Source organism: Burkholderia cepacia ATCC 25416 (assembly GCF_001411495.1).
In the GTDB taxonomy this organism is placed as follows: domain Bacteria; phylum Pseudomonadota; class Gammaproteobacteria; order Burkholderiales; family Burkholderiaceae; genus Burkholderia; species Burkholderia cepacia.
In genome coordinates this window covers 41,730-62,892 of sequence record NZ_CP012984.1, presented here as the reverse complement: position 1 = coordinate 62,892, position 21,163 = coordinate 41,730, and the positions used below count along the sequence as shown (strand labels likewise).

The window sequence follows — 21,163 nt, the reverse complement described above, 5'->3', positions numbered from 1 at the left end:
GAAATCCCGATGAGTCAGTTGGCGCTTAGCTACTACACCCCGGCTGTATCCGCATTCGACTCGCTATTGCTAACACCAATCTCCGTTCGTACCTTGTGCGGCGTTTTGCCAGTCCATGAGTGGAACGCGCGAGCAAAGGAATTGGAATCGTCGAATCCCAGTAGAAAGGAGATCTCGGCGCTAGACATCGTAGTGTTGCCAAGATAGTGATAGGCCAACGATTCACGCAAAGTGTCCAGCGTTTGCTGGAACGAGGTTCCCTCATCTTGAAGCCTGCGCTGCAACGTGCGGACGCTGACCGCAAGTTTTCGACTGATCACTTGCATGGACACCTCTCCTGCCGGGAGCGTCTCCAGCAGGGTACTGCGCACTCTTTCCGCCATACTGGCCGTCCTATCCAAATCCGCTAGTCTCTGACGTAGCGATGGCTCGAAGAACTGCCACATTTTGTGGTTTTCGGTCAGGAATGGCCGCTCGATATCCTCAGCAGCGAATACAACGGTGGCTAAGGGCGCATCTGTCACTGGCACGCCGAAATATGCTTGGTAGGCGGCCACGCTGTCATTCGATTCGCCCGTCGCCAACGGCCAACTCACTCGTAATGGGCGTACCGGACTTCGTGTCGCCAAGCGTGCTAGTTGCACGAAAAAGACCAGCTTGAAAGTGAGAAATACATCGGGTGGCGGCAGGGTGTGATCCAAGAAGTCGATGGAAACTGTGGTGTGCTCGATCGCTCGATCGATCCGAATGATCATGGGCGCTATCAGTCTGACGTACTTCGCGATTCGGTCGAGTGCTCCGCCCATATTTGAACTACATAGCGCGGCGAAAAGCTCGGGATCGAACCAGTCCGACGACATCACCTTTGCGATTTGCAGCGCTGCCGGTACGTCCGCGTTGATTGTCGCTGCCTCGGCCTCAATGGCCTTCCACAACATGAAGAAACTGGTCGGATCGAGGCGAACGTTCTGACGCGAAAACAGATCCCCCGGTAGCTGCGCACGGCGCAAAACCGGCGAAGCTGCAATGCCTGCATCCTGCATCAACAAGCGCCATCCGGGCCAAATGGCATAGTCCGTCGGATGGCCATGCCGACCGCTCGGGGGATAGTTACTTTTCGTATTCATCGCATGAGTCTATCCCGCAGATCGCGCCATCACAATAGCAAAACCCGCCACTTGGGACCGCGTAAATATTGGCGTGTTCGGCGAGTCTGTTGGCGTGATCGGCTAGTGTCCATGGCGCGATCGGCAGGCAGAATGGCAGCAACCGTCGAGGATCGTCAGAATTGGTTTGCACCTCGAATCGCGCGTCATGCCGTTGCCGAGCCAGCATGGCCATCCACTCTAGCCAGCCTCGCCGAGTCGTTCTTGAAGGAGGCCGGCAATGACGAACTCGGATCCATCTACATCAACAATTTTTCGCAAGCCTTCATAGGCCATTTCGAATACCGGGAGCTGGAGAGATGAAGAAGACAATTTTGATTACTGGGGCATCGTCGGGCTTTGGTTTGATGCTGGCGAACAAACTCCACAAGGACGGCTTCAACGTGATCGGCACCAGTCGTCAGCCGGAAAAATACGCGCGGAACGTGCCCTTCAAGTTGCTGCGCCTTGATATCGACGACGACACTTCTATCGAGTCGTTCACGCATGAGCTTTTCACCTATACGAAGCAACTTGACGTTCTCGTCAACAATGCGGGCTACATGGTGACGGGTATCGCTGAAGAGACACCGCTTGAAGTCGGGCGGCAGCAGTTCGAAACGAACTTCTGGGGAACGGTCAAGGTCACGAACGCCTTGCTCCCCTTCTTTCGCAAGCAAAAGAGCGGGCAGATCATCACCGTCAGTTCCATCGTTGGCTTGATCGGCCCGCCGAATCTGTCCTATTACTCGGCTTCGAAGCATGCGGTCGAAGGTTATTTCAAAGCCCTGCGTTTCGAGCTGAACCAGTTCAACATCAAAGTCAGCGTGGTCGAGCCGGTGTGGTTCAAAACCAACCTTGGACAAAATTCGGTTTCGTCTACAGGTGGCAATATCCCCGACTACGACGCTTACCGCAAACAGGTTCGTGCCGCCACGCAAAAAGGTATCGATGAGGCCGAGGCGCCTGATGCGGTTGTGCACACCATCACGAAAATGATCGGCACGAAAGAACCGAAGTTCAGCAATCCGGTTGGCAAGATGACGGGGATGATTCTTTTCCTGCAAAGCTATGCGCCCAAGATGTTCGAAAGCTCGATTCTCAAGAGCGTCAGGACCGCCGGATAAGCACGCCGGAGGCGAGTAGAACGAACCGAACCGTCAAGCTAGAACGGTTATGGTTCAGAATATTCAATAAGGAGTATTGATGAAATATTACCTGTGCAAGTTCATTCCTCCGCGACCCGACTTTCTCGCGACAATGTCGGACGACGAGTTGAAGTTGATGAAGCGACATGGCGCCTTTCTCGATGAGTTGTTCGCGCAAGGCGTGATCGTGGCACACGGTCCTGTGATTGATGACACTGGTGGCTATGGTGTCTCCCTCTACCAAATTCCGGACGAGGATGACATTGCCGCTTTCACCTCACAAGATCCCATCGTGCAAAACGGCGTCGGTCACTACGAGCACTACGTCATGCTGCGTTTGACATCGCACAACTGACCCACTCTCTGTAAGGAAGTCTTCATGAAAATCCAAGGTTCTGTCGCGCTCGTTACGGGTGCCAATCGCGGACTGGGTGCAGCCTTCACCCGCGCCTTGCTTACCGCTGGCGCGGCCAAGGTCTATGCAGCAGCGCGCGAAGCGTCCACCGTCACCGCATCTGGCGTGGTGCCCGTACGGCTCGACGTGACTCGCGCCGATCAGGTCGAAGCGCTCGCCCGCGAATTGGGCGACGTCAGCTTGCTGGTGAACAACGCCGGCATCGGAGGCTCCGGCGCAGTGCTTGCACCATCATCGATCGATATGCTGCGACAGCAGTTCGAGACAAATGCCGTGGGGCCGTTACGGATGGCGCAAGCGTTCGCGCCGATCCTGGCGGCGTCTGGCAGTAGTGCCATGATCAATGTCATTTCCGCGCTCAGTTGGGCGACTCTGCCAGGCATTACCGGCAGTTACAGCGCATCGAAGGCCGCCGCTTGGGCCTTGAGTAACGCGATGCGGCAGGAATTAAGTGCCCAAGGCACAGAAGTTCTTTCGCTGCATGTCGCCTTCATGGATACCGACATGGCGCGGGGCGTACCCGGCCCCAAGGCTTCCCCAGACGAGGTTGCGCGTATGGCTCTCGCCGCATTAGAGGCCGGTCACTCAGAACTCTTGGCGGATGAGGTTACCCGCAGCGTACATGCTGGCCTGACGGCAGTGCCACCGATGTATCTAGGAATGCTTGGATGACGCCCGGTCCGAGGCGCGCCCCGAGCCACGGGAATGAGCTGCACCGGCTATCCTCTCTCTTGGGACGATGTTCGTTGTGTCCGGTGGAGGAGGCAAGTACGGTCACACTTACTCCAGCGTAGCCAATTCAACGGATTACTTCATCAGGCGGCCCGGCGCATCTGCGAAACGGCCCGCGCGCGCACCGCGAACGTCAGGATAACCGCACCGGCGAGCGCCGACGCGCCCGCAAGCACGAACGCACTTGCATACCCACCACCATACTGGACGAGCCAGCCGGTCAAGCTTGGCGACAGGATGCCTGCGAGATTCGCGAGCAGATGAACGAACCCGCCGGCCGAGCCGACGCGTTCGCGAGGCACGATTTCCTGCAGCAACGACCAGCAAGCCTGCGGTGCCATGAACGCGAAAAGGCTTGCGATCGCGATCAACGTGACGGCCGCGCCGAGCGAACTCACCCGTGACGCCAGCAGCACGCACGCCGCCGCCACCGCCAGCCCGACGACGATCACGATCTTGCGCGCGAACAGCACGTCGCCGGTGCGCCGGTAGATGCGGTCCGACACGGTGCCGCCGGCCACGAAACCGACGGTCGCGCCGAGCCAGGGCAGAATCCCGACGACGCTCATCTGCTTGATGTTTAGATGCTGGTAGTCGGTGAGATAGCTGGGCAACCATGACAGGAAGAAATAGAGCACGTAGTTGAAGCTGAAGAACGCGAGCGCGACGCCGAGCACCGGCCGCGACAGCAGATCGCGCAGCAGCGGACGCGCGGCGCGCTCGTCCGCATGCGCATCCAGTGAGACGCCGACCGTCCGGTCGGATGCGATCTCGCGCACCTCTTCCGGCGACACGCGCGGGTGGCTCGCCGGATCGTCGCGGAACAACGCCCACCACGCGGCCAGCCACACGAAGCCGAGCGTGGCGATCACGACGAACGAAACGCGCCAGCCAAACTGCAGCGCAACCAGGCCGACGATCGGCGCCGCGATCGCCGCACCGAGCGGCTGCCCGGCGTTGGTCCAGCCGACCGCGCGCCCCGCTTCGCGGCGCGGGAACCAGTTCGAGATCGCCTTGTTGGTGGTCGTCCCCATCGGCCCTTCGCCGATCCCGAACGCGACGCGCACGATCAGTAGGTGCGCGAACGACCCGGCGAGCGCTGTCGCGCCGCAGAACAGAGACCACACGCCCGCCGCGCACGCGAACACGCGACGCGGCCCGAACCGGTCCGCGGCCCAGCCGCCGACGAAGCAAAACACGCAGTAGCCGATGAAGAAGCTGCTGAACAGGATACCCATCTGCGCGTCGTCGATGCCGAGTTCGCGCTTGATGATCGGCGCGACGACGGACAGCGCCGCGCGATCGAGATAGTTCAGCATGCCGGCGCCGAACAGCAGCGCGCCGATCCACCAGCGGTAACGCGTTTTCATGTTGTCTCCTGTCGAGCCGGGCACGTGCCTGCGCATCCGCCCGGCTTCCTGATTTCCGATTGCGCCGCCACACCGGCAACGGCTTCGCGTGCGTGCGCCGAGCGCACCGTTCCTGCGTTCAACCGATCGTCGCGTGCGCGATCGTGTTGCGTGCCAGCACTGCTTCGTCCGGCAAGAAGCCAAGCCCGGGCACATCGGGCAAGCGCAGCCGCGCCCCGGGCCGCTGCCCGTCATGCAGCCGCTCGGGCCAGTCGAGATAGGGAATTTCGAGCGCTACATCGTCCGGTAGCGTCGCGACCACGTGCGCGGTCGCCAGCAGCCCCGCTCCGTAATAGAAACAGTGCGGCACAACCCGCACGCCGTGCTCCGCCGCAAGCGCGATCACTTCCGCGATGCCGGTCGGTCCACCGATCTTCGCGATGCTTGGCTGCGCGACGTCGAGCGCGCCGCGTTCAAACAGGTCGCGAAAGCCCGCGACGCCCGACGCGTTCTCGCCCGCCGCGATCGGCACGCCGGCGCCGCGCACACGCGCGATGCCGTCCGCGTCGTCGCAAGGCCACACCGGTTCCTCGATCCAGCCGAGCCGCAGGTCGGCCAGCTCGCTCACATGCCGCAGCGCGTCGCTCGCCGTCCACGGGCAGTTCACGTCGACCATCAGTTCGCTGCCGGCCGGCAGTGCCGCACGCGCGGCCGCGATGGCCGCACGTTGCGTCTCGTGCAGCTTGATGCGCCGAAACCCTTCGTCCGACGCCCGCCGCACGTGGCGCGCGACTTCATCGGGGTCGTTGTCGTAGTTGACCAGGCTCGCATACACGTCGATCTCCCCGCGATGGCCGCCGAGCCAACGATATAGCGGCACACCGGCCGCCTGCGCGGCGAGGTCGTGCAGCGCCGTGTCGATCGCGGACAATGCGTACAGCACCGGTCCGGTGCGGCCGAACGCATGCAGCGCGCGATCGGCCGCGTCACGCAATGCGGCGATCCCGTGCCGCGTCGGCTCGAATTCGGCGCCCTTGAACCAACGGCCAACCGGGCCTTCGAGCGCGGCGAACGTGACGGGATTGATCAGATGACCGAATGCTTCGCCCCAGCCAACGCGCCCTGCGTCATCGGTGAGCCTGACCAGCAGCGACTCCATGCGACGCAGCGAGCGGTCTGCGGCGTTATACGTGTCGGCGACGGTCGGTTCAACAGCGGCGACGGGACGGCGGCCCGCATCGAATGCGAGCGAGATGCGAATGACTTCGATGGTGACGATTTTCACGAACGTATTCCCGGTGCGGCGAGTCGGGGGAAACTATGCGGCCGACGGCCGAAAGTGCGATGTGACGGACGACAGCACTCGTGCGAGATCGTTCGATTGGGCAACGTCGGCCTTCACATTGATCAGTCATCGTATAACTAAAGCCGTCTTTTCGCAAGCCATCTCTCAACACACATCTGCATACTCACTGGGATCTATCACATCCATCACATGTGACATCTTATGACTAATGGTGAACGGAAAAATGGAATCCGATGCTTCGCAAAACTAAGAGCGGCGGCATGGTTTGGCGCATCAGGCGAGACCAAGGCGGAAGCTCTATCGCAACTCGACATTAGGGCGTCCGTCGTCACTCCCCTGGACGTAATAAAAGCGACCCTGCTGCATGCGACCGCCTATTCGGGTATTCCGCATCGTCTCATCGCGTTCAAGGCCGCGCATGAGGTGCTGGTGGCGGAGGGGGTGTTGAAGTAACGACGCGGTTGAAGCCGGGGGTTCCGTCATCGGACACCCCGGCATGGGCGAGCGCTCGCGCCCGCCGTCATCACAGCGCGTTCGGCGCCCCCTTCCCGTCAAGCACCGCCGCGACGTTGTCGAGCGCGGTAAACCCCATCTGGTCGCGCGTCTCGACGGTTGCGCTCGCCATGTGCGGCGACAGAAACACATTGTCGAGCGCGGCAATGCGCGGATCGATGTTGGGTTCGTTCCGGTAAACGTCGAGCCCTGCGGCGAACAGCCGATGCGACGTCAACGCATCGTAAAGCGCATCCTCGTCGACGAGACTGCCGCGTGCCGCATTCACGAATACCGCACCGGCGCACAGCAAGCCGAATTCGCGGCGGGTCATCAACGGCGTGCCGCCGCCGGGCACGTGCAGCGTGAGGATGTCGCACTGCGGGAGCAGCGTGTCGAGATCCGCGCAATAGCGTGCACCGGCCTCGATCTCGGGCGGCGCGGGACGCCGGTCGGTATAGACGATCTTCATCCCGAAGCCGCGAGCGCGCTGCGCGACCGCACGGCCGATCCGCCCGAAACCGACGATTCCGAGCGTCTTGCCGTTCACGCGCGTGCCGAGCATGTCGGTCATGCCGAACGACTTTCCCCACCCCGCGCGCACGATACGCTCGTACTCCGATGCACGCCGGCACGCGGCCAGCACCAGCAGCATCGTGAAATCGGCCGTGCAGTCGGTCAGCGCATCGGGGGCGTTGCTGACCGCAATTCCGCGTGCGCGTGCGGCAGCGACATCCATGTGGTCGTACCCGGCGCTCGCGTTCGCGATGATCTTCACGCTCGGCGGCAATGCTGCGATGTGCTCGGCCTGCAGCCCCGATTTCTTGCCGATCAGCACCGCCGGCGTCTCGTAGCGGTTGCAGAACTCGACGACGGACGGCGCGTCCATGTCGGCGTCGGTTACATAGGCGTTGAATTCGGCCGCCGCACGCGCGGCCACCGCGGCGGGAACGCGTCGCGCAACCAGCAGCTGGGTGCGATTGTTGTCAGGCATGGTCTCGTCCTTGGTTCGGATAACGGAACACAGCCTACGAAGCGCAGTCGGCGCAGGTCAATATTGATTGGTTCGATCAACATGTCCGCGCGGCATTGAGCGACCGGATGATCGACCGATTCCGATCATGTCCTCTGCCATGCGCGATGCCGTGCCGGCGCGCGAACAGCGCAGCCGCGAACTCAGGAAAACCCTGACGCCAGCCTGTCTGGACGGGGCGGTTGATATTGATTGAAAGAATCAAGATTGCTGCGAAATCGTCGCCGCGCAATGCTTTTTGCATGTTCAACGGACTGAAGACGAGGGCGTGAAAATGCAGGCAGAGAAAAAAATCGCGGCGGTGACGGGTGCCGGCACCGGCATCGGACAGGCCGCTGCGGTAGCGCTCGCGCAAGCCGGCTTCAGCGTCGCGCTGCTCGGCCGGCGCATCGATCCGCTACTCGCGACGCAAGAGATCATCGAGCTGGCCGGGGGCGTCGCAGCGGCGATTCCAACCGACGTGTCCGACGAAACGTCGGTCGATGCGAGCTTCACGCGGATTGCGCATGACTTCGGCCGCCTCGACGTGCTGTTCAACAACGCGGGCCGCAACGCAGGCGCCGTGCCGCTCGACGATTATTCGCTTGAGTTCTGGAACGACGTGGTCGCCACCAACCTGACCGGCGTGTTCCTGTGCGCCCGCGCCGCGTGGCGCCAGATGAAGCGCCAGACGCCGCAAGGCGGCCGCATCATCAACAACGGTTCGATCTCCGCGCACACGCCGCGCCCGCACACGATCGCGTACACGGCCACGAAGCACGCGGTCCTCGGCATCACGCGTTCGCTTGCCCTCGACGGTCGACCGTTTAACATCGCCTGCGGCCAGATCGATATCGGCAACGCCGCGACCTCGCTCACGGAGCGCATGGACAGCGGCGTGCTGCAGGCCGACGGCCGCATCGCGCCCGAGCCGCGCGTCGACGTCGTGCATGTCGCGAGCGCGATCGTGCAGATGGCGAGCCTGCCGCTCGAAGCGAACATTCTGAACATGACGATCATGGCAAGCGCGATGCCCTTCGTCGGACGCGGCTGACCGGACGCGCGCCGGCACACGCGGCAGGTGCACCAGCACAACCATCACAAAACAGGAGACGACATTGAAAACCGCTGAAGAACAGGTTTCGGTCATGCGCGGGTTCGACGCGCACGCAGGCGCCGCCAGGCGATCGCGGGTGCGCTACGGCGTGCTGTCGATGCTGCTGGTGGCCACCGTCCTCAACTACGTCGATCGCTCGGCGCTCGGCATCGTCGCTCCGGCGTTGTCGAAGGATCTCGCGCTTACCCGCGTGCAGATGGGCGAGCTGTTCGCGGTGTTCGGCCTCGCATACTCTATCGCGCTGCTGCCGGCAGGCGTGCTCGCCGATATGCTGGGCTCGCGCGTCGCGTATGCGCTGTCGCTCGTCGGATGGTCGCTGGCGACGCTCACGCAAGGGCTCGCGCACGGCTATCACATGCTGCTCGGTTCGCGGCTAGCGATGGGCGCGCTCGAAGCGCCCGCGTTTCCGTCGAACGCGCGCGCCGTGACGATGTGGTTCCCGGTCCAGGAGCGTGGCTTCGCGACGAGCGTGTACGTGATGGGTCAGTACATCGGCACGCCGCTCTTCACCGGGCTGCTGCTGTGGATCTCATCCGCGTTCGGCTGGCGTACCGTGTTCTTCGCGACCGGCGCGTTCGGCATTCTGTTCAGCGTCGTCTGGTACCGGCTCTATCGCGATCCGTCGCGCCATCCACGCGTCAACGCGGCCGAGCTGCAGTACATCACCGAAGGGCAGCCGGTAGTGACCGCGCGCGACCGATTCGACTGGTGCATGGCGCTGCGCCTGCTGGGCTATCGGCAGATCCTCGCGATCTGTCTCGGCAAGTTCTGCAACAACACGCTGCTGGTGTTCTTCACGACCTGGTTCATGACCTACCTTGTCGAGGAACGGCACATGTCGATGATCAAGGTCGGTTTCTTCCAGGCGATGCCGTTCATCGGCGCGACGCTCGGTATCCTTATCGCGGGCTATTTGTCCGATCTCTGCATCCGGCGCGGCGTATCAATGTCGTCGTCGCGCAAGGCGCCCCTCGTGATCGGTACCTTCCTCGGCGCATCGATCGTGCTCGTCAATTTCGTGCAGTCGAACGCGCTGGTGATCGCGATCCTAACCGTCGCGTTCTTCGCACAGGGAATCGGCTCGATGTCGTGGGCGGCGGTGTCCGAGATCGCGCCGAAACGCTATGTCGGGCTCACCAGCAGCATCACGAGCCTCGCCGCGAATATCGCAGCCGTCACCACGCCGCTGATGATCGGCTACGTGACGCAGCACACCGGCAACTTTTTCTGGGCGCTGAACCTGATGGGTGCGATCTGCCTCCTCGGCACGCTGTCGTACTCGGTGCTGCTCGGCAAGCTGTCGCGTATCGAGCTCTGACCCGGTTCGCCCCCTTTTACGCTCCACTGCACGTACCGCACACGACCATGATCGAATTCAAATGGGATCACCTGCAACTCTGCTCGGCTGATGCCGAGGCCACCGCCGCGTGGTTCGCGCGCTGCCTGAACGCCGAAATTGTGCGGCGCCCCGGCCGCGTCGACCTGCGGATCGGGGCGATCAACCTCTTCATCACGGCGCTGCCGGACGCATGTCCGGCGATCGTGCCGGACGGCGCGCGCATGCAAGGGATCGACCACTTGGGCGTGCTTGTCGAGGATCTGGATGCGGCTTACGCGCATCTGGTCGACAACGGCGCGGAGATCGTCCAGCCCGTCACGCGGATCCGCGCCGGCGTGCGCGGCTGTTTCGTGCGCGCGCCCGGCGACATCCTCGTCGAGGTGCTGGAGCGGCGCCCGGCCGAGATGACATTCAACTGAACCCGGTCTATAGTCGGCGCAAGCGGCCGCGCACCGGCCGCATCCTCATCACGACTCCCCATGCAGAACTGGATCACCCTGACGGAAGCGGCGCGGCGGCTCGGCGTGCGGGCGCAGACCGTCTACGCGTACGCGAGCCGCGGCAGCATTGCCGTGATGCAGGATCCCGACGATCCGCGCAAGAGCCTGTATCGGGCCGAGGATGTGGTCGCGCTGTGCCGCAAGAAACAGGTCGGCCGCAAGCGAGCGGCGCTCGCGGCCAGCACGATCTTTGGCGCCGAGCCGTGCATCTACAGCGGCATCACCACGTTCTCGAAAGGACGCGCGTGGTATCGCGGGCGCGACAGCGTTCAGCTCGCAGACACCGCCACGCTCGAGGAGACGGCCGCGCTGCTCTGGCAGGCCACCACGCCCGTGTCGTTCGATCCGCCCGCGTTGGCACTACCGCCCGGCGAGCGAGACCGGCAATGCGCGTTCACCATGCTCGCGACGCTGGCCGCGCACGGGCACTCGACGCTCGGCCGTCTCGACAGCGCACTGCACATCGAGGCCGGGCAGCTCGTTGCGATCGTGTCGCGCGCGTTCGGCGCGCACGACGATGCCGGCGCAAGCCCGCTTCACACCCATCAGCGGCTCGCGGCCGGCTGGGGCCTCGACAGCCATGGCGCAGACCTGTTGCGCCGCGCGATGGTGCTGGTCGCCGATCACGAGATCACGAGTTCGGCATTTGCCGCGCGCATCACCGCATCGACCGGCGCGTCGCTGGCAGGCTGCCTGCTGACGGGGCTCGCGACGTTGTCGGGGCCGCTGCACGGCGACGCGTCGGGACGCGTACGTGCGGTGTTCGACGACGTGCAACGATTGGGTGCCGAGCGCGTCGTCGATCATCACCTGAAGTCCGCGATCCCGATTCCCGGTTTCGGCCATCATCTTTACCCCGACGGCGATCCGCGCGCGGACGCGCTGCTTGCGCGGCTCGATCCGCCGACGGAACTCGCGCACTTCGTCGACAAGGTCACGACGCTCACCGGCCAGCGGCCGACCATCGATGTCGCGCTGGCGATGCTGTCGGTGCAGCTTCAGTTGCCGCGCGATGCGGCGTTCGGGCTGTTCTCGATCGCGCGCAGCGTCGGACTGCTCGCACACTGCATCGAGCAGCTGCGCGTCGGCAAGGTGATCCGGCCGCGCAGCCGCTATACGGGGCCGACGCTCGACGATCGGCATCTGCGGCCCGCCGCTGACGACGACGGCAAACAGACGAAAGTCGGCGTGATCAACAAGAACCGCCTGTTCAAGGTGGTGGAGTAACCTGCCGGACAACCGTAAACCAGATTTAGATTATCTCCGTTTGCGAATAAAAGTTGTCACTGGCCGCGGCTGCGAAGACCGGTGTCAACTCCTCCGCGGCGCCGTCAGTGGCGGTCACGCGTTGTGCCAAACCTGAACTTGAACCGACAATCGTACCGTAGCGATAAGGTTCCCTATCCTGCTTGCGCATGCAGCCCAACGTCAGGAGCTGTACGAGACAGCGAATGGCCATTCTGGCGCGCCGCGAACGACTCTGAACGACCCTGAGCCGCCGTACTGGCTCAGATAACTGTAACGACCGCTTTCAAAGTGCAACTGCCACTGCTCCGCGGAGTGATGGGCGCTTCATCGGCCGGAGCGGTCACCCGCGTAGAGGAACTGACGAGACCGCGCTGGGCCAGTAACTGGGACGTTTGTTCTTAAATCCACTCAATCATCGGGACCGTAATGAACCACCAAATTGATCAATCTGGCTGAGCGCGATAGTGTGGGCTTCTATCACTGTGGGTAGTCGGGTCTTGATGGCTCACTTCAATGAGGGCCGTGAGGCTGAGTAGTTCCGTGCGCGTCGCCCTAATCGAGTAAGGACGCAAGTGATGGGGTTTTGACAATCCACCGAGCGTTCATCCACAGAGCAAGCAAGCCGGGACTCGGAGGGTGCTCTCCAATCGGGGGTAATGAAAGTGTCTCCAACAGATAGCCATCCAGAGCGGTTTCACTGCCCCTCTCGAAGCACGTCATCGCGATCTTCATCTCCACTCCACTTCGCCGACCAGTTTCAAACTCCGCGCGCAACAGTTTGGGTCGGAAGAAGCCGCCGACTAGCCCTGACTGCAATTTTTCTTTCGGCGCGATCACCAACACCGGATACCGCACACTTGCCCCAACGATTGAGGCGGCAGGGTTACTGCGACCTTCTTGCTGTTCGGCGCAGATATCGTGAAGGAAACGAAGAACCCTATAGTCAACATGATTCTCAGCGTCAAGTAGGCTCAGCGGTTTGGGGACTATGCAAATAATGCTGTTACCACCCGCTGTACCGTTTGACATGATGTACCCAGCCGGCAGGTTCGCCTCCAAGCCACCATCGAGCAACCGTCGGTCGCCAACTCGCAGCGATCTAAATAATCCCGGCAACGCAGCCGATGTCATCGCCGCGATACGTGCGTCCAAAGGGGGATGCTCGCCTTGCATCAGTTCTGCATGCCTGTTCCCTTTGGCGATCGAGAACGTAGCTAGTCTCCCCCAATCCCATGCCGGGGGTTGCTCGTTGACCGCCACATCCGCCATGCAGAAATAGCAATACCAGCTCGCACAGGTTTCGACACTTGGCAGCATCCGTGCTGCCCAGCGAATCGGGAAAACTCCAGGGATTCGGTCGATAAGGCGCAGCCGTGCGGTGAATCCCAAAATCGGTAGCAGCAGGAGAAGACACAAAAGCAGATGAAAATACCAGCGTCCAGCAACCGCGATCCAACCAGGGAACGCTAGCCAGCGGCTTGCTACAAGCGCAGCCGCCGTAAGAAACACCCCCCCCAAAAAGCAACTCGCGACAAGCGCAATTCGACGGGCGAACGCCAGCCAGTGGCTCAGCATGTGCGCCGCCACCTTGTCCGTGGGCGCAGTAGATGCCCATAGTGCATTAATCGCACCCGCACTGGTGCCGAACATCGCAGTAGGTTTAATCGCTCCGGACTCGATAAGCTCGGCGAGGACCCCCGCTTCCCAAGCCCCTTTCGCCCCTCCTCCCTGGATACAGATGCAGGACTGCCAGCGGTCTCCATTTATCGCCCCACGTGCCTCATGCTTCCAAAAATCACTCACTTTCTCGCACCCCGATTATTCTTTGTTGCGCAGCAAGCTACGACAGCTCTGCTGAAGCAAAGGGCAGATTGCCCGACGGTCCGGGAATTTTACATATTGCGGACGGACGTTGGCCGAAGACGCACCGGCCACCATCATGGTCGAAATGGCTGGTTGCGGGGCACAGCCGCCGGCCGAACGTCCACGCAGCCGTCCGATCAAACGTCGCTTCCTGGCCGAACGCGGCCGGCCGCCGCCCTGTGACGCACGACCGGCGCAGATCGACCCACAAGCGACCTTCGGACTTCTCCAAAGCAGCCTTTCGACGTCGCTATATGCATGCGTCCGACAAGATGCTGTGTCTCGGCCACGAAGCTTCCTTTGATAAATTCAGTCTGGCTGATCTCCGAGGATCTCAGGAACAAGCGAGTTGCTGGCAACGAATGCCGCTCACGGGATCTGCCTGCCCGGACCGTAGCGATGCGGTCAGGGAGCGGTCAGAGAGCGCGCATACCCTAAACCTCGCGTCATAGAAGGCAGGGCCAGCGTTAAGCGTGCGCAGCATCTCCGATAGAACAAAAGCAGATGACACAGCGCCGACGAACGGAACCGCGACTGACTTGCCTGCGACCAGAACGCGACCGCATTCGTCCGGCGCAAGCGCGCCGTAGCCCTGGTTCGCCTCCGCCCGGCGACGCGCCCGTTCTTCCCTTTCCCGGCGCGCCTGCGCGCTCTCAAGTGGCCACAAGTCAGCCGCAGGCCGCCGGTTCGGCCACGTATGCACAGCTACGGAATCGAAAGTTCCGACTTCGCCGCCCAAGCCCGAATCGAAGATCAACGGAAAGCCCGCTTGGGTTAACCACTGACGCGCCTCGTTGTCGTCGAATCCCGACAGCGCAATCACGGGCTCACGATCACTTCGACGATAATTCCCATCTACGAACCGCTCAATCAGCCGGGTATCGAATCCGCGCTTCATAAGCCATTCCGACACCACACGGGTCTTGGGGTGTCCGAGCGTGTCGCCATTCAATAGAGCGCCCGTTTCCAGATTCGGCGATTCGACCAGGTCGTCGTCGCATAGATAGATTCTTGAGCCTTTGGTGGTAGAAAGCGGCAGACATGCGAGTGCCCAAAGGTAGGCTTGTCCAAGGTGGCCCAACCCGAAGCAGGAAAGCTCCACCGGGGCTTCGTCAATGGCGCCCCCAATCGAGTCGGACGAATCATCCGGCAAGTCCGGTCGCCACAACGAAAATCCGATGGCGCGGCGTGCAGCCGCTACGCTAATACGCGCGAACGAAGCAAACACCTCGCCCACCGCCACGGCTGCAGCGGCAAGCGGTGCCAGCGCACACCATGGACGCTCAGGAAGCCGCGCGACCTGCGCCGCAGGCCCGACACTCACTTTCCAGCCATCAAAGGTAATGCGTAGGGAAAGCCTTCGCGGGTTCGCATCACCCAGCAGGATGTGAACCCGGTCGGGATCGACGCCTTCAAGGTGACGCTGCCCACCGAGTTCCTCCAGCGCGTTCCCCAGCGTCGACTGCAAGCTGACGCGCACGAGTGTCCGTGCCGCCCATACGCTGTCCGGCGCGATCACCTGCACCGGAGCAGCAAAGCACTTTACGGCGAGATTTACCACCGTAAGGAGCGCCACCTGCTTTGCATGGGAATTTGCAACGTCGGCGCCGACTACGATTTGCAATCGGCGACGTTCGTAACAGTTTCGACCTCTGAGCCGTTACTTGAGAACTGCTGCGTTGATACTACAGCGCCGGTGCCATCCGTCATCGTTGCCGAATAGCTGCCATCCGAATTATGTACGTAAGAAATGTTCGATATGACATTCCCGTTCTCGTCCTTGTATAGTGCCGAACTAACTTGACTCCCAGCGAAAGTCATTATTTCAGAATTGCCCGAAGCAAATGAAATTGTGGCCGAAGACAAATTTCCATTCGAATAATTAACCACCAATCCATTGTCTGGATCGGGGGGATTGGTTTTGATTCCATCAAGACTGGCGCGGCCGTATTCATCCTGGAGGGCACCAGGACTTGCTTGGTAAAACTCAGGATAACTCTGTCCACTGACGGCCGGGAAAGTCCCCATCACACTGGAAGCCGCCTGAGTCAGCGCAGAAAAAGCGTCTGCCGAGGAAGCATTTTGTAAGTTTTGACTACTCCAAGCACTATCAAGTGCTTGCTGAATTCGACCGTTTGCGTATCCAGACCCATCGCCATCAATAGTAAAAGCACTTCCGGTCGCCGCCTTGATTTGTTGCTGGACTTGATAACTATAAGCAGCCGACATATTTTCAGTTGCCATACCTACAACTGCGGCTGCATTTCCATAATTTTGATCACCTGGATTTAAGTTCGCAATAGAATTATATAAGCTTTGACCAGTAGTGAAATTTGCATACTTCCCCATTTCCCAGGTAAGAGCGGAGACGTAGTCGGCCGGGCTGGTATCTTGCGGATTAGAAATCTTCAATCCAAGAAGAATTTGCACCTGATTGTTAGGATTAACAATCGTTTCCTTTCCATTGGAAAATGGATTATTCAAATAATTCGCCGGCAAATATGCTCCGATCGGCGCAACGGTTCCTGCCGCAATGTCCGAATCATATTTATTAATCGATCCCACCAGTATCGAACTACTATTTATCATGTTCAAAACGGCCTGAGAGGGAGGATTTCCACCCCAAATCGCCTCAGTTCCATTGATTTGACTCATTTGCAAACCCCTTAAAAATTTTGCTGAAAAAGTATCGTTTCAGTGCACTTTGATGCCATGTTATTCAGGGAGGACAGGAACCAGACATTTACTCCACCCTTTCCGAGATAGCGATATGCAAATCCCGATGGCACATATTCTGAGCTCTTGCTCGACGATTGGAAGTTTTGCACAATGTCTGACTGTGTAATGCAAATCTTCGTCGTATCAATGGAAATTTTTGCGGAAACCGCTTCAATCCGATTGTCATTGCCCAGTTTCTCAACATAGTTTGCAGAACAAGGCAGTCTCCCATTTTTACTCGAATCCAAAAACCATGGCACATCATGGTAAATAAATTGCCGAATAGTCACCGGTCGCTCTGGAGGCGATGCCACTCCACATCGTTCGAAAGAAAATGGAGCAATGATCACTTGCCCACTTTCCATCTTCATGCCGATAATTCGAGAAAAGAGAGATTGATTGGAAAGATCTGCTTGATCAGCCACCTCATGGATTCGAGACAGGGGCGATCTTTCGTCGGCTAAATTTTGACTTCGAGCATCTTGTTGAAACCCGAATATCACAAGCATCACCCCGAAGATTGAAAGGGAAATTTTTATTTGGCTGTATTTCATATTATTCAATAATTTCTGATGATCTTATATAAATTTTCGGAAATTAACGCTTTTAAGCAAGCATCTACACCAACCAAGAATTTAGCGACATTGATTCACGGGAGCGCAATCAGTTTCAATTGCAAAATGAGCCTAAAAATTTCCTCATCAGCTCCGCACTGAGCTCGGAGCCCGTGAATTCATTCTCAACTTCCGCAGGATTCGTCCCGCAGATCAATTTTCAACACCACACCAGAAACAATCACTACTACATTATTGCCAATCGAAGCATTATCAACGACACCAAATATCCTCAAGCGCTACACCATCCATTAATCGAAAGTGAGCGGAACGCCGAATTTTCTACTGATTGATCCGATCAATTTATCAGCAGGCGCCGCCAGCAGCAACGCCTCATACGAAACATCCCGTAACGTTTACGTTACATAATATTTCATTTTGCCTTTCGTTAGAAAAATAGGTGGTATTTGAAAGACATGGTCACGACGTTTAAACCGATTAATTCCTGGTAGTTTTCTATGTTTAAGAATTCGTGATTTTCGAGATACATCGGAATAGAAGGTTATTTGTAATTATTGGACTCGAAGGCAACCTTTGTAATTCAACGGCTCCGGAGGTTGCTGTAGGAGTTCACAATCAATGCTAGCCGTGCTCAACAGAGCGCTAGCAATGTTCACTAATACTGCTAGCGTAGTGTTTTGCTCAACCTAAGCGGTGGGCATCGATAACGTGATATCGCCCGCAGCGCGGCGTCGAAATTCGGAGCTCTGGCGAAAATCGATTGCGGAACAGTCTCGAGCAGGCTGTGGTGCACCCGACAGTAGTCGGCTGACGGATCGAGCCACTCCCTCTTCCACCGTGATGCAGTCTGCCCCCGGTCGCCCTACCCGGCTGCCTTGGCTCTAATGTGCTGGCGACCGGATCTGCGAGGAAACGTCGACGCAGGCGATATACGGTGGTGCAGTGAACGCCTAATAGCTGTGCTGCTCGTTCAGCCTGCTGCCGGGAAAGCACGCCGTTGCCAAGCAGTCGAAGCACGGACGCAATCTTCGCTGCTCGAGCGGCCCGCTCTTCGATCGAAGCGTAAGCCCCCGGTAAAGGCACCGAGGCTCGTGAGGTACCGCTGATCAAGCCGCGGCGAGCGACCAGCGATGCGGAAGCAGCGACGCGATGTCGTCGGCACGATGCGTGGGCAGTCGGGTGAGCACGTCTTTCAGGTAGGCGTACGGATCATGGCCGTTAAGCTGCGCCGACCGGATCAGGCTCATGATCGCGGCTGCACGTTGCCCCGCGCGCAGTGAGCCGGCGAACAGCCAGTTCGAGCGGCCAGTCGCCCATGGTCGAATCTGGTTCTCCAGCCAGTTATTGTCGATGGGCACGTGCCCGTCATCGAGATAGCGCGTGAGCGCTTCCCAACGCTTCAGGCTGTAGTCGAGCGCCTTCGCGATCGCCGATCCTTCGGCAACGAGCTTGCGCTGGGTCACCATCCAGGCGTGCAACGCATCGGCAACGGGCCTGGATCGCTGCTGGCGGATGGCCTGTCTTCGATCAGGCTTCAGTTCGGCGACGTCACGCTCGACGTCGTAGAGTGCGCCGAAGTATTTCAGCGCCTGCTCGGCGATCTGGCTCTGGTGGTTGACGTGCAGCTCGTAGAATTTCCGGCGCGCGTGAGCGACACATCCGATTTCCGTGATGCCCAGTTCGAATCCAGCCTTGTAGCCGCCATAGTCATCGCACATGAGCTTGCCACGCCACACACCCATGAACTTTCGGGCATGTTCGCCGGCACGGCTGCCGGCGAAGTCGTAGACCACGGCCTTCAGATCGGCGAATGGCGTCGTGCTGTACGCCCACAGGTAAGCCCGATGCGTCTTGCCCTTGCCGGGCGACAGCATCTGCACCGGCGTCTCGTCGGCGTGCAGCACGTCGCGCTGCAGGAGCGCTTCGCGAAGCGCATCGACCAGCGGTTGCAGCCGTACGCCGCAGATGCCGACCCACGCGCCGAGCGTCGATTGCGGGATCGCCAGGCCCGCGCGAGCAAAGATGCGTTCCTGCCGATACAGCGGCAGGTGGTCGCCATATTTGGCAACCAGCACCTGCGCCAACAGCCCGGTGGTCGGGATACCCTTGTCGATGACGTGAGGCGGGACCGGTGCCTGGATCAGGGTCCCGCAGTGCCGACAGGCCCACTTGCCGCGGATATGCCGCTCGACTGTGAACACGCCTGGCGCATAGTCCAGCTTCTCGCTGATGTCTTCGCCCACGCGCTCCCGCTGGCAACCGCACTGGCACGTGGTGTCTTCCGGCTCGTGATGGATGTCCGTACGCGGCAGTTTCGATGGCAAGGGCACACGCTTCGGCTGTTGCCCAGGCCCAGCGGCACGCGTGGCCGGTTGAAGCTGTTCGAGCTCGGCTTCCAGTGCCGCCAGGTCTGCATCGATCGCCTCGTCGAGCAGGCTCATCTGTTCGGTATCAAGCTGCTCGCTGCGTTTGCCGAACTGCAGGCGCTTGAGCACGGAGAGTTCGTGCGTCAGTTGATCGATACGCGTTTGACGGTAGTGCAGTTCACGCTGCGTCTCGCCGACCTGGGTCATCAACTGAGCGGCCAGTGTGCGCAGTTGCTCCGGGCTAAGGGCATCGAGGTCGGCGGGCAGGTTCATACGGCCCAGTCTGCCAGAGCCGGCACCGCCACGGAAGCGAAACTGTTTACGGCACCGACGACGCGTTACACCACGCAGATGACGTGATCGTGCGTCAGGGTCTGCCACGGCAGCCCCGTCACGAGCGCCCGCAACTGTTCGGGATTCAACGCGACGGCGATTGCTTCGTGGCCGTTCGTCCAGACGAACCGGCCCTTGTTCAGACGACGCGCAGCCAGCCAGATTCCGAAGCCGTCATAGACGAGTACCTTCATGCGCGTCGAATGCTTGTTGGCGAACAGGTAAGCATGGTGAGGGCGCGCTGCGCCGAACACCTTCACCACACGCGCCAGAATCGTATCGGCGCCGGCACGCATATCCAGCGGTTCGGTCGCCAGCCATATCGCGTCGATGCGGATCACCGCAGCCATCCCTGCAACCAGAGCGCACAATCACTGGCCGACGATAACGGCCAACGCACGGTCACCGTCGCCGCACCCCGACGTACCTCGATCTGGATCTCCGTCGCCCCAGATGCAGCCCCGCACGTCTCAAGCTGTAACGGCACAAACTCTGCCGATGGCGCGCTCATCGACTTGCGGGCAGCTTCGGCCGCATCCCGTTCTTCCTGGGCGGCCACCCAGCTTCGCAGCATGTTGGCATTCAGGCGGTAGTGCAGCGCTACCGCCGCGATCGACACGTTTGGCTGCATCGCCGCACGGATCACCTGTGCCTTGAACTCCTTGCTGTGCCGCCGACGTCGCGTCGGTTGCACAACCTCCTGCATCACCTCGGTCTCATCCATCGTGTACATCTGTCCATTAAAAATTTAGATGGACACGATCCTCGCCTTCGCGCCTAACGCGATCAAGATGACTTCCCCGGGTGCTTACATCGAAGCCATATGGATCCCTATCAATCCACGCGACACGTGCAACGTGCTAGCAACGTTAGTGAACATTGGCCAAGTTTCTGTTGCAGAAACGCAACGGCCAAGCAGCCGCCAGAAAGCTTCAAAAAGTCCCTGTTCGCCGAGGCTTCTTTGAGAATTTCCGCTAGCAACGTTTCTGAACACGGCTAGCGCTAATAATGAACGCCTACAGCAGGCGTCATTTGTACCGCCTCCGCGGCGCCGAGAAGCCAGCTAGCTCAAGCTTTCTCGCCGGAGCAGTATAAGGACCTTCCGGTCGAGCAGCGGCAAACCTACGTTGCTGGAGCACTCGATACCGTCCGCTTTTTCGCGCCAACCCCGGAGTTCAACGAACTCTACAACACCTGTCTGTCCGGTAGGACCGTTGCACAGGTGACATCGGTAGTCGACGCTCGCGCGAGCCATCCCGAGCCGATAGATCAAGGTCTTATGCCATTAATCGTGAATAACTCGCTTGCAGCGGATTGCAATCGCCGCGGATTCAAGCAATAGCCGCGGGCCGGTCGTCAGCGAGATTCCGCGACCGTCGACTGCCGCACGCGGACCGCGGCAAGCCCAGACTTGGCATCGAGGACGGCGACAGCGGCCGCGTGCCCTTACGGACGAATGCCCTACGGGTCGCCCAGCATTCAATTTGTGACACCCGAATGCTGGA

The 21,163-nt window shown here is 60.1% G+C and carries 19 protein-coding genes and 1 pseudogene; 9 read left to right on the top strand and 11 right to left on the bottom strand.

The genetic code is table 11. From position 1 onward, the window contains the following. Nucleotides 1-32: 32 nt before the first annotated feature. The gene (locus APZ15_RS37795) at nucleotides 33-1,127 is read right to left on the bottom strand and encodes an AraC family transcriptional regulator (RefSeq protein WP_011548561.1); all 1,095 of its coding nucleotides are present in this window, start codon (nucleotides 1,125-1,127) and stop codon (nucleotides 33-35) included. Nucleotides 1,128-1,259: 132 nt separating this feature from the next. Here APZ15_RS37795 and APZ15_RS41600 point away from each other — a divergent pair, with 132 nt between their 5' ends. From APZ15_RS41600 to APZ15_RS37780, 4 genes are all read left to right on the top strand, one after another. After that, the gene (locus tag APZ15_RS41600) at nucleotides 1,260-1,469 is read left to right on the top strand and encodes a hypothetical protein (protein WP_124920132.1); all 210 of its coding nucleotides are present in this window, start codon (nucleotides 1,260-1,262) and stop codon (nucleotides 1,467-1,469) included. Beyond that, the gene (locus APZ15_RS37790; RefSeq protein ID WP_011548562.1) at nucleotides 1,466-2,272 is read left to right on the top strand and encodes an SDR family NAD(P)-dependent oxidoreductase; all 807 of its coding nucleotides are present in this window, start codon (nucleotides 1,466-1,468) and stop codon (nucleotides 2,270-2,272) included. The genes APZ15_RS41600 and APZ15_RS37790 overlap by 4 nt, the downstream gene beginning before the upstream one ends. Before the next feature lie 79 nt (nucleotides 2,273-2,351). Then, nucleotides 2,352-2,648: a YciI family protein gene (locus APZ15_RS37785; protein WP_011548563.1), complete on the top strand. Its 297-nt coding sequence runs from the start codon at nucleotides 2,352-2,354 to the stop codon at nucleotides 2,646-2,648. 24 nt (nucleotides 2,649-2,672) lie between these two features. Beyond that, the gene (locus tag APZ15_RS37780; protein ID WP_011548564.1) at nucleotides 2,673-3,380 is read left to right on the top strand and encodes an SDR family oxidoreductase; all 708 of its coding nucleotides are present in this window, start codon (nucleotides 2,673-2,675) and stop codon (nucleotides 3,378-3,380) included. A 143-nt stretch (nucleotides 3,381-3,523) separates the two neighbouring features. Here APZ15_RS37780 and APZ15_RS37775 read toward each other — a convergent pair whose 3' ends face one another. Together APZ15_RS37775 and APZ15_RS37770 are read right to left on the bottom strand one after the other, a co-directional pair. Beyond that, nucleotides 3,524-4,810 carry an MFS transporter gene (locus tag APZ15_RS37775; RefSeq protein ID WP_041489432.1) on the bottom strand — a complete coding sequence of 429 codons (1,287 nt, stop codon included), beginning with the start codon at nucleotides 4,808-4,810 and terminating at the stop codon, nucleotides 3,524-3,526. Between the two features lie 118 nt (nucleotides 4,811-4,928). Continuing rightward, a complete protein-coding gene (locus APZ15_RS37770; RefSeq protein WP_011548566.1) occupies nucleotides 4,929-6,074 on the bottom strand; it encodes a mandelate racemase/muconate lactonizing enzyme family protein in 1,146 nt (381 codons plus the stop codon). A 360-nt stretch (nucleotides 6,075-6,434) separates the two neighbouring features. On the opposite strand from APZ15_RS37770, the pseudogene APZ15_RS40525 reads away from it, so the two are divergent. Beyond that, nucleotides 6,435-6,548, top strand: a pseudogene (locus APZ15_RS40525) (carboxymuconolactone decarboxylase family protein); the annotation flags it as partial. 70 nt (nucleotides 6,549-6,618) lie between these two features. Here the strand turns inward: APZ15_RS40525 and APZ15_RS37765 are convergent. Further along, nucleotides 6,619-7,581, bottom strand: coding sequence for a 2-hydroxyacid dehydrogenase (locus APZ15_RS37765; protein ID WP_011548567.1), 963 nt, complete (start codon nucleotides 7,579-7,581; stop codon nucleotides 6,619-6,621). 313 nt (nucleotides 7,582-7,894) lie between these two features. On the opposite strand from APZ15_RS37765, the gene APZ15_RS37760 reads away from it, so the two are divergent. The 4 genes from APZ15_RS37760 to APZ15_RS37745 all read left to right on the top strand — a co-directional run bounded on the left by APZ15_RS37760 (nucleotide 7,895) and on the right by APZ15_RS37745 (nucleotide 11,782). Then, a complete protein-coding gene (locus APZ15_RS37760) occupies nucleotides 7,895-8,653 on the top strand; it encodes an SDR family oxidoreductase (protein WP_011548568.1) in 759 nt (252 codons plus the stop codon). Between the two features lie 94 nt (nucleotides 8,654-8,747). After that, complete coding sequence (locus tag APZ15_RS37755; RefSeq protein WP_011548569.1) at nucleotides 8,748-10,034, top strand: MFS transporter; 1,287 nt, start codon at nucleotides 8,748-8,750, stop codon at nucleotides 10,032-10,034. Between the two features lie 47 nt (nucleotides 10,035-10,081). Next, nucleotides 10,082-10,474: a VOC family protein gene (locus APZ15_RS37750; RefSeq protein ID WP_011548570.1), complete on the top strand. Its 393-nt coding sequence runs from the start codon at nucleotides 10,082-10,084 to the stop codon at nucleotides 10,472-10,474. Nucleotides 10,475-10,534: 60 nt separating this feature from the next. After that, nucleotides 10,535-11,782: a citrate synthase family protein gene (locus tag APZ15_RS37745; RefSeq protein WP_011548571.1), complete on the top strand. Its 1,248-nt coding sequence runs from the start codon at nucleotides 10,535-10,537 to the stop codon at nucleotides 11,780-11,782. Between the two features lie 573 nt (nucleotides 11,783-12,355). Here the strand turns inward: APZ15_RS37745 and APZ15_RS40520 are convergent. The 7 genes from APZ15_RS40520 to APZ15_RS37720 all read right to left on the bottom strand — a co-directional run bounded on the left by APZ15_RS40520 (nucleotide 12,356) and on the right by APZ15_RS37720 (nucleotide 20,382). Next, on the bottom strand, nucleotides 12,356-13,606 hold the full coding sequence (locus APZ15_RS40520) for a patatin-like phospholipase family protein (RefSeq protein WP_080982014.1): 1,251 nt from the start codon (nucleotides 13,604-13,606) through the stop codon (nucleotides 12,356-12,358). A gap of 394 nt (nucleotides 13,607-14,000) precedes the next feature. Beyond that, nucleotides 14,001-15,290, bottom strand: a complete 1,290-nt coding sequence (locus APZ15_RS37735; RefSeq protein WP_054928398.1) for a hypothetical protein — start codon at nucleotides 15,288-15,290, stop codon at nucleotides 14,001-14,003. Then, nucleotides 15,278-16,321, bottom strand: a complete 1,044-nt coding sequence (locus tag APZ15_RS41595; RefSeq protein ID WP_138143325.1) for a hypothetical protein — start codon at nucleotides 16,319-16,321, stop codon at nucleotides 15,278-15,280. The genes APZ15_RS37735 and APZ15_RS41595 overlap by 13 nt, the downstream gene beginning before the upstream one ends. An 11-nt stretch (nucleotides 16,322-16,332) precedes the next feature. Then, entirely contained in the window at nucleotides 16,333-16,938 is a 606-nt protein-coding gene (locus APZ15_RS41590; RefSeq protein WP_124919379.1) for a hypothetical protein, read from the bottom strand. Between the two features lie 1,127 nt (nucleotides 16,939-18,065). Beyond that, entirely contained in the window at nucleotides 18,066-19,598 is a 1,533-nt protein-coding gene (tnpC, locus tag APZ15_RS37730; protein WP_034195837.1) for an IS66 family transposase, read from the bottom strand. Between the two features lie 65 nt (nucleotides 19,599-19,663). Further along, nucleotides 19,664-20,008: an IS66 family insertion sequence element accessory protein TnpB gene (tnpB, locus tag APZ15_RS37725; protein WP_133372528.1), complete on the bottom strand. Its 345-nt coding sequence runs from the start codon at nucleotides 20,006-20,008 to the stop codon at nucleotides 19,664-19,666. Continuing rightward, nucleotides 19,996-20,382 carry a transposase gene (locus tag APZ15_RS37720; RefSeq protein WP_226129905.1) on the bottom strand — a complete coding sequence of 129 codons (387 nt, stop codon included), beginning with the start codon at nucleotides 20,380-20,382 and terminating at the stop codon, nucleotides 19,996-19,998. The genes tnpB and APZ15_RS37720 overlap by 13 nt, the downstream gene beginning before the upstream one ends. Between the last annotated feature and the right edge of the window lie 781 nt (nucleotides 20,383-21,163).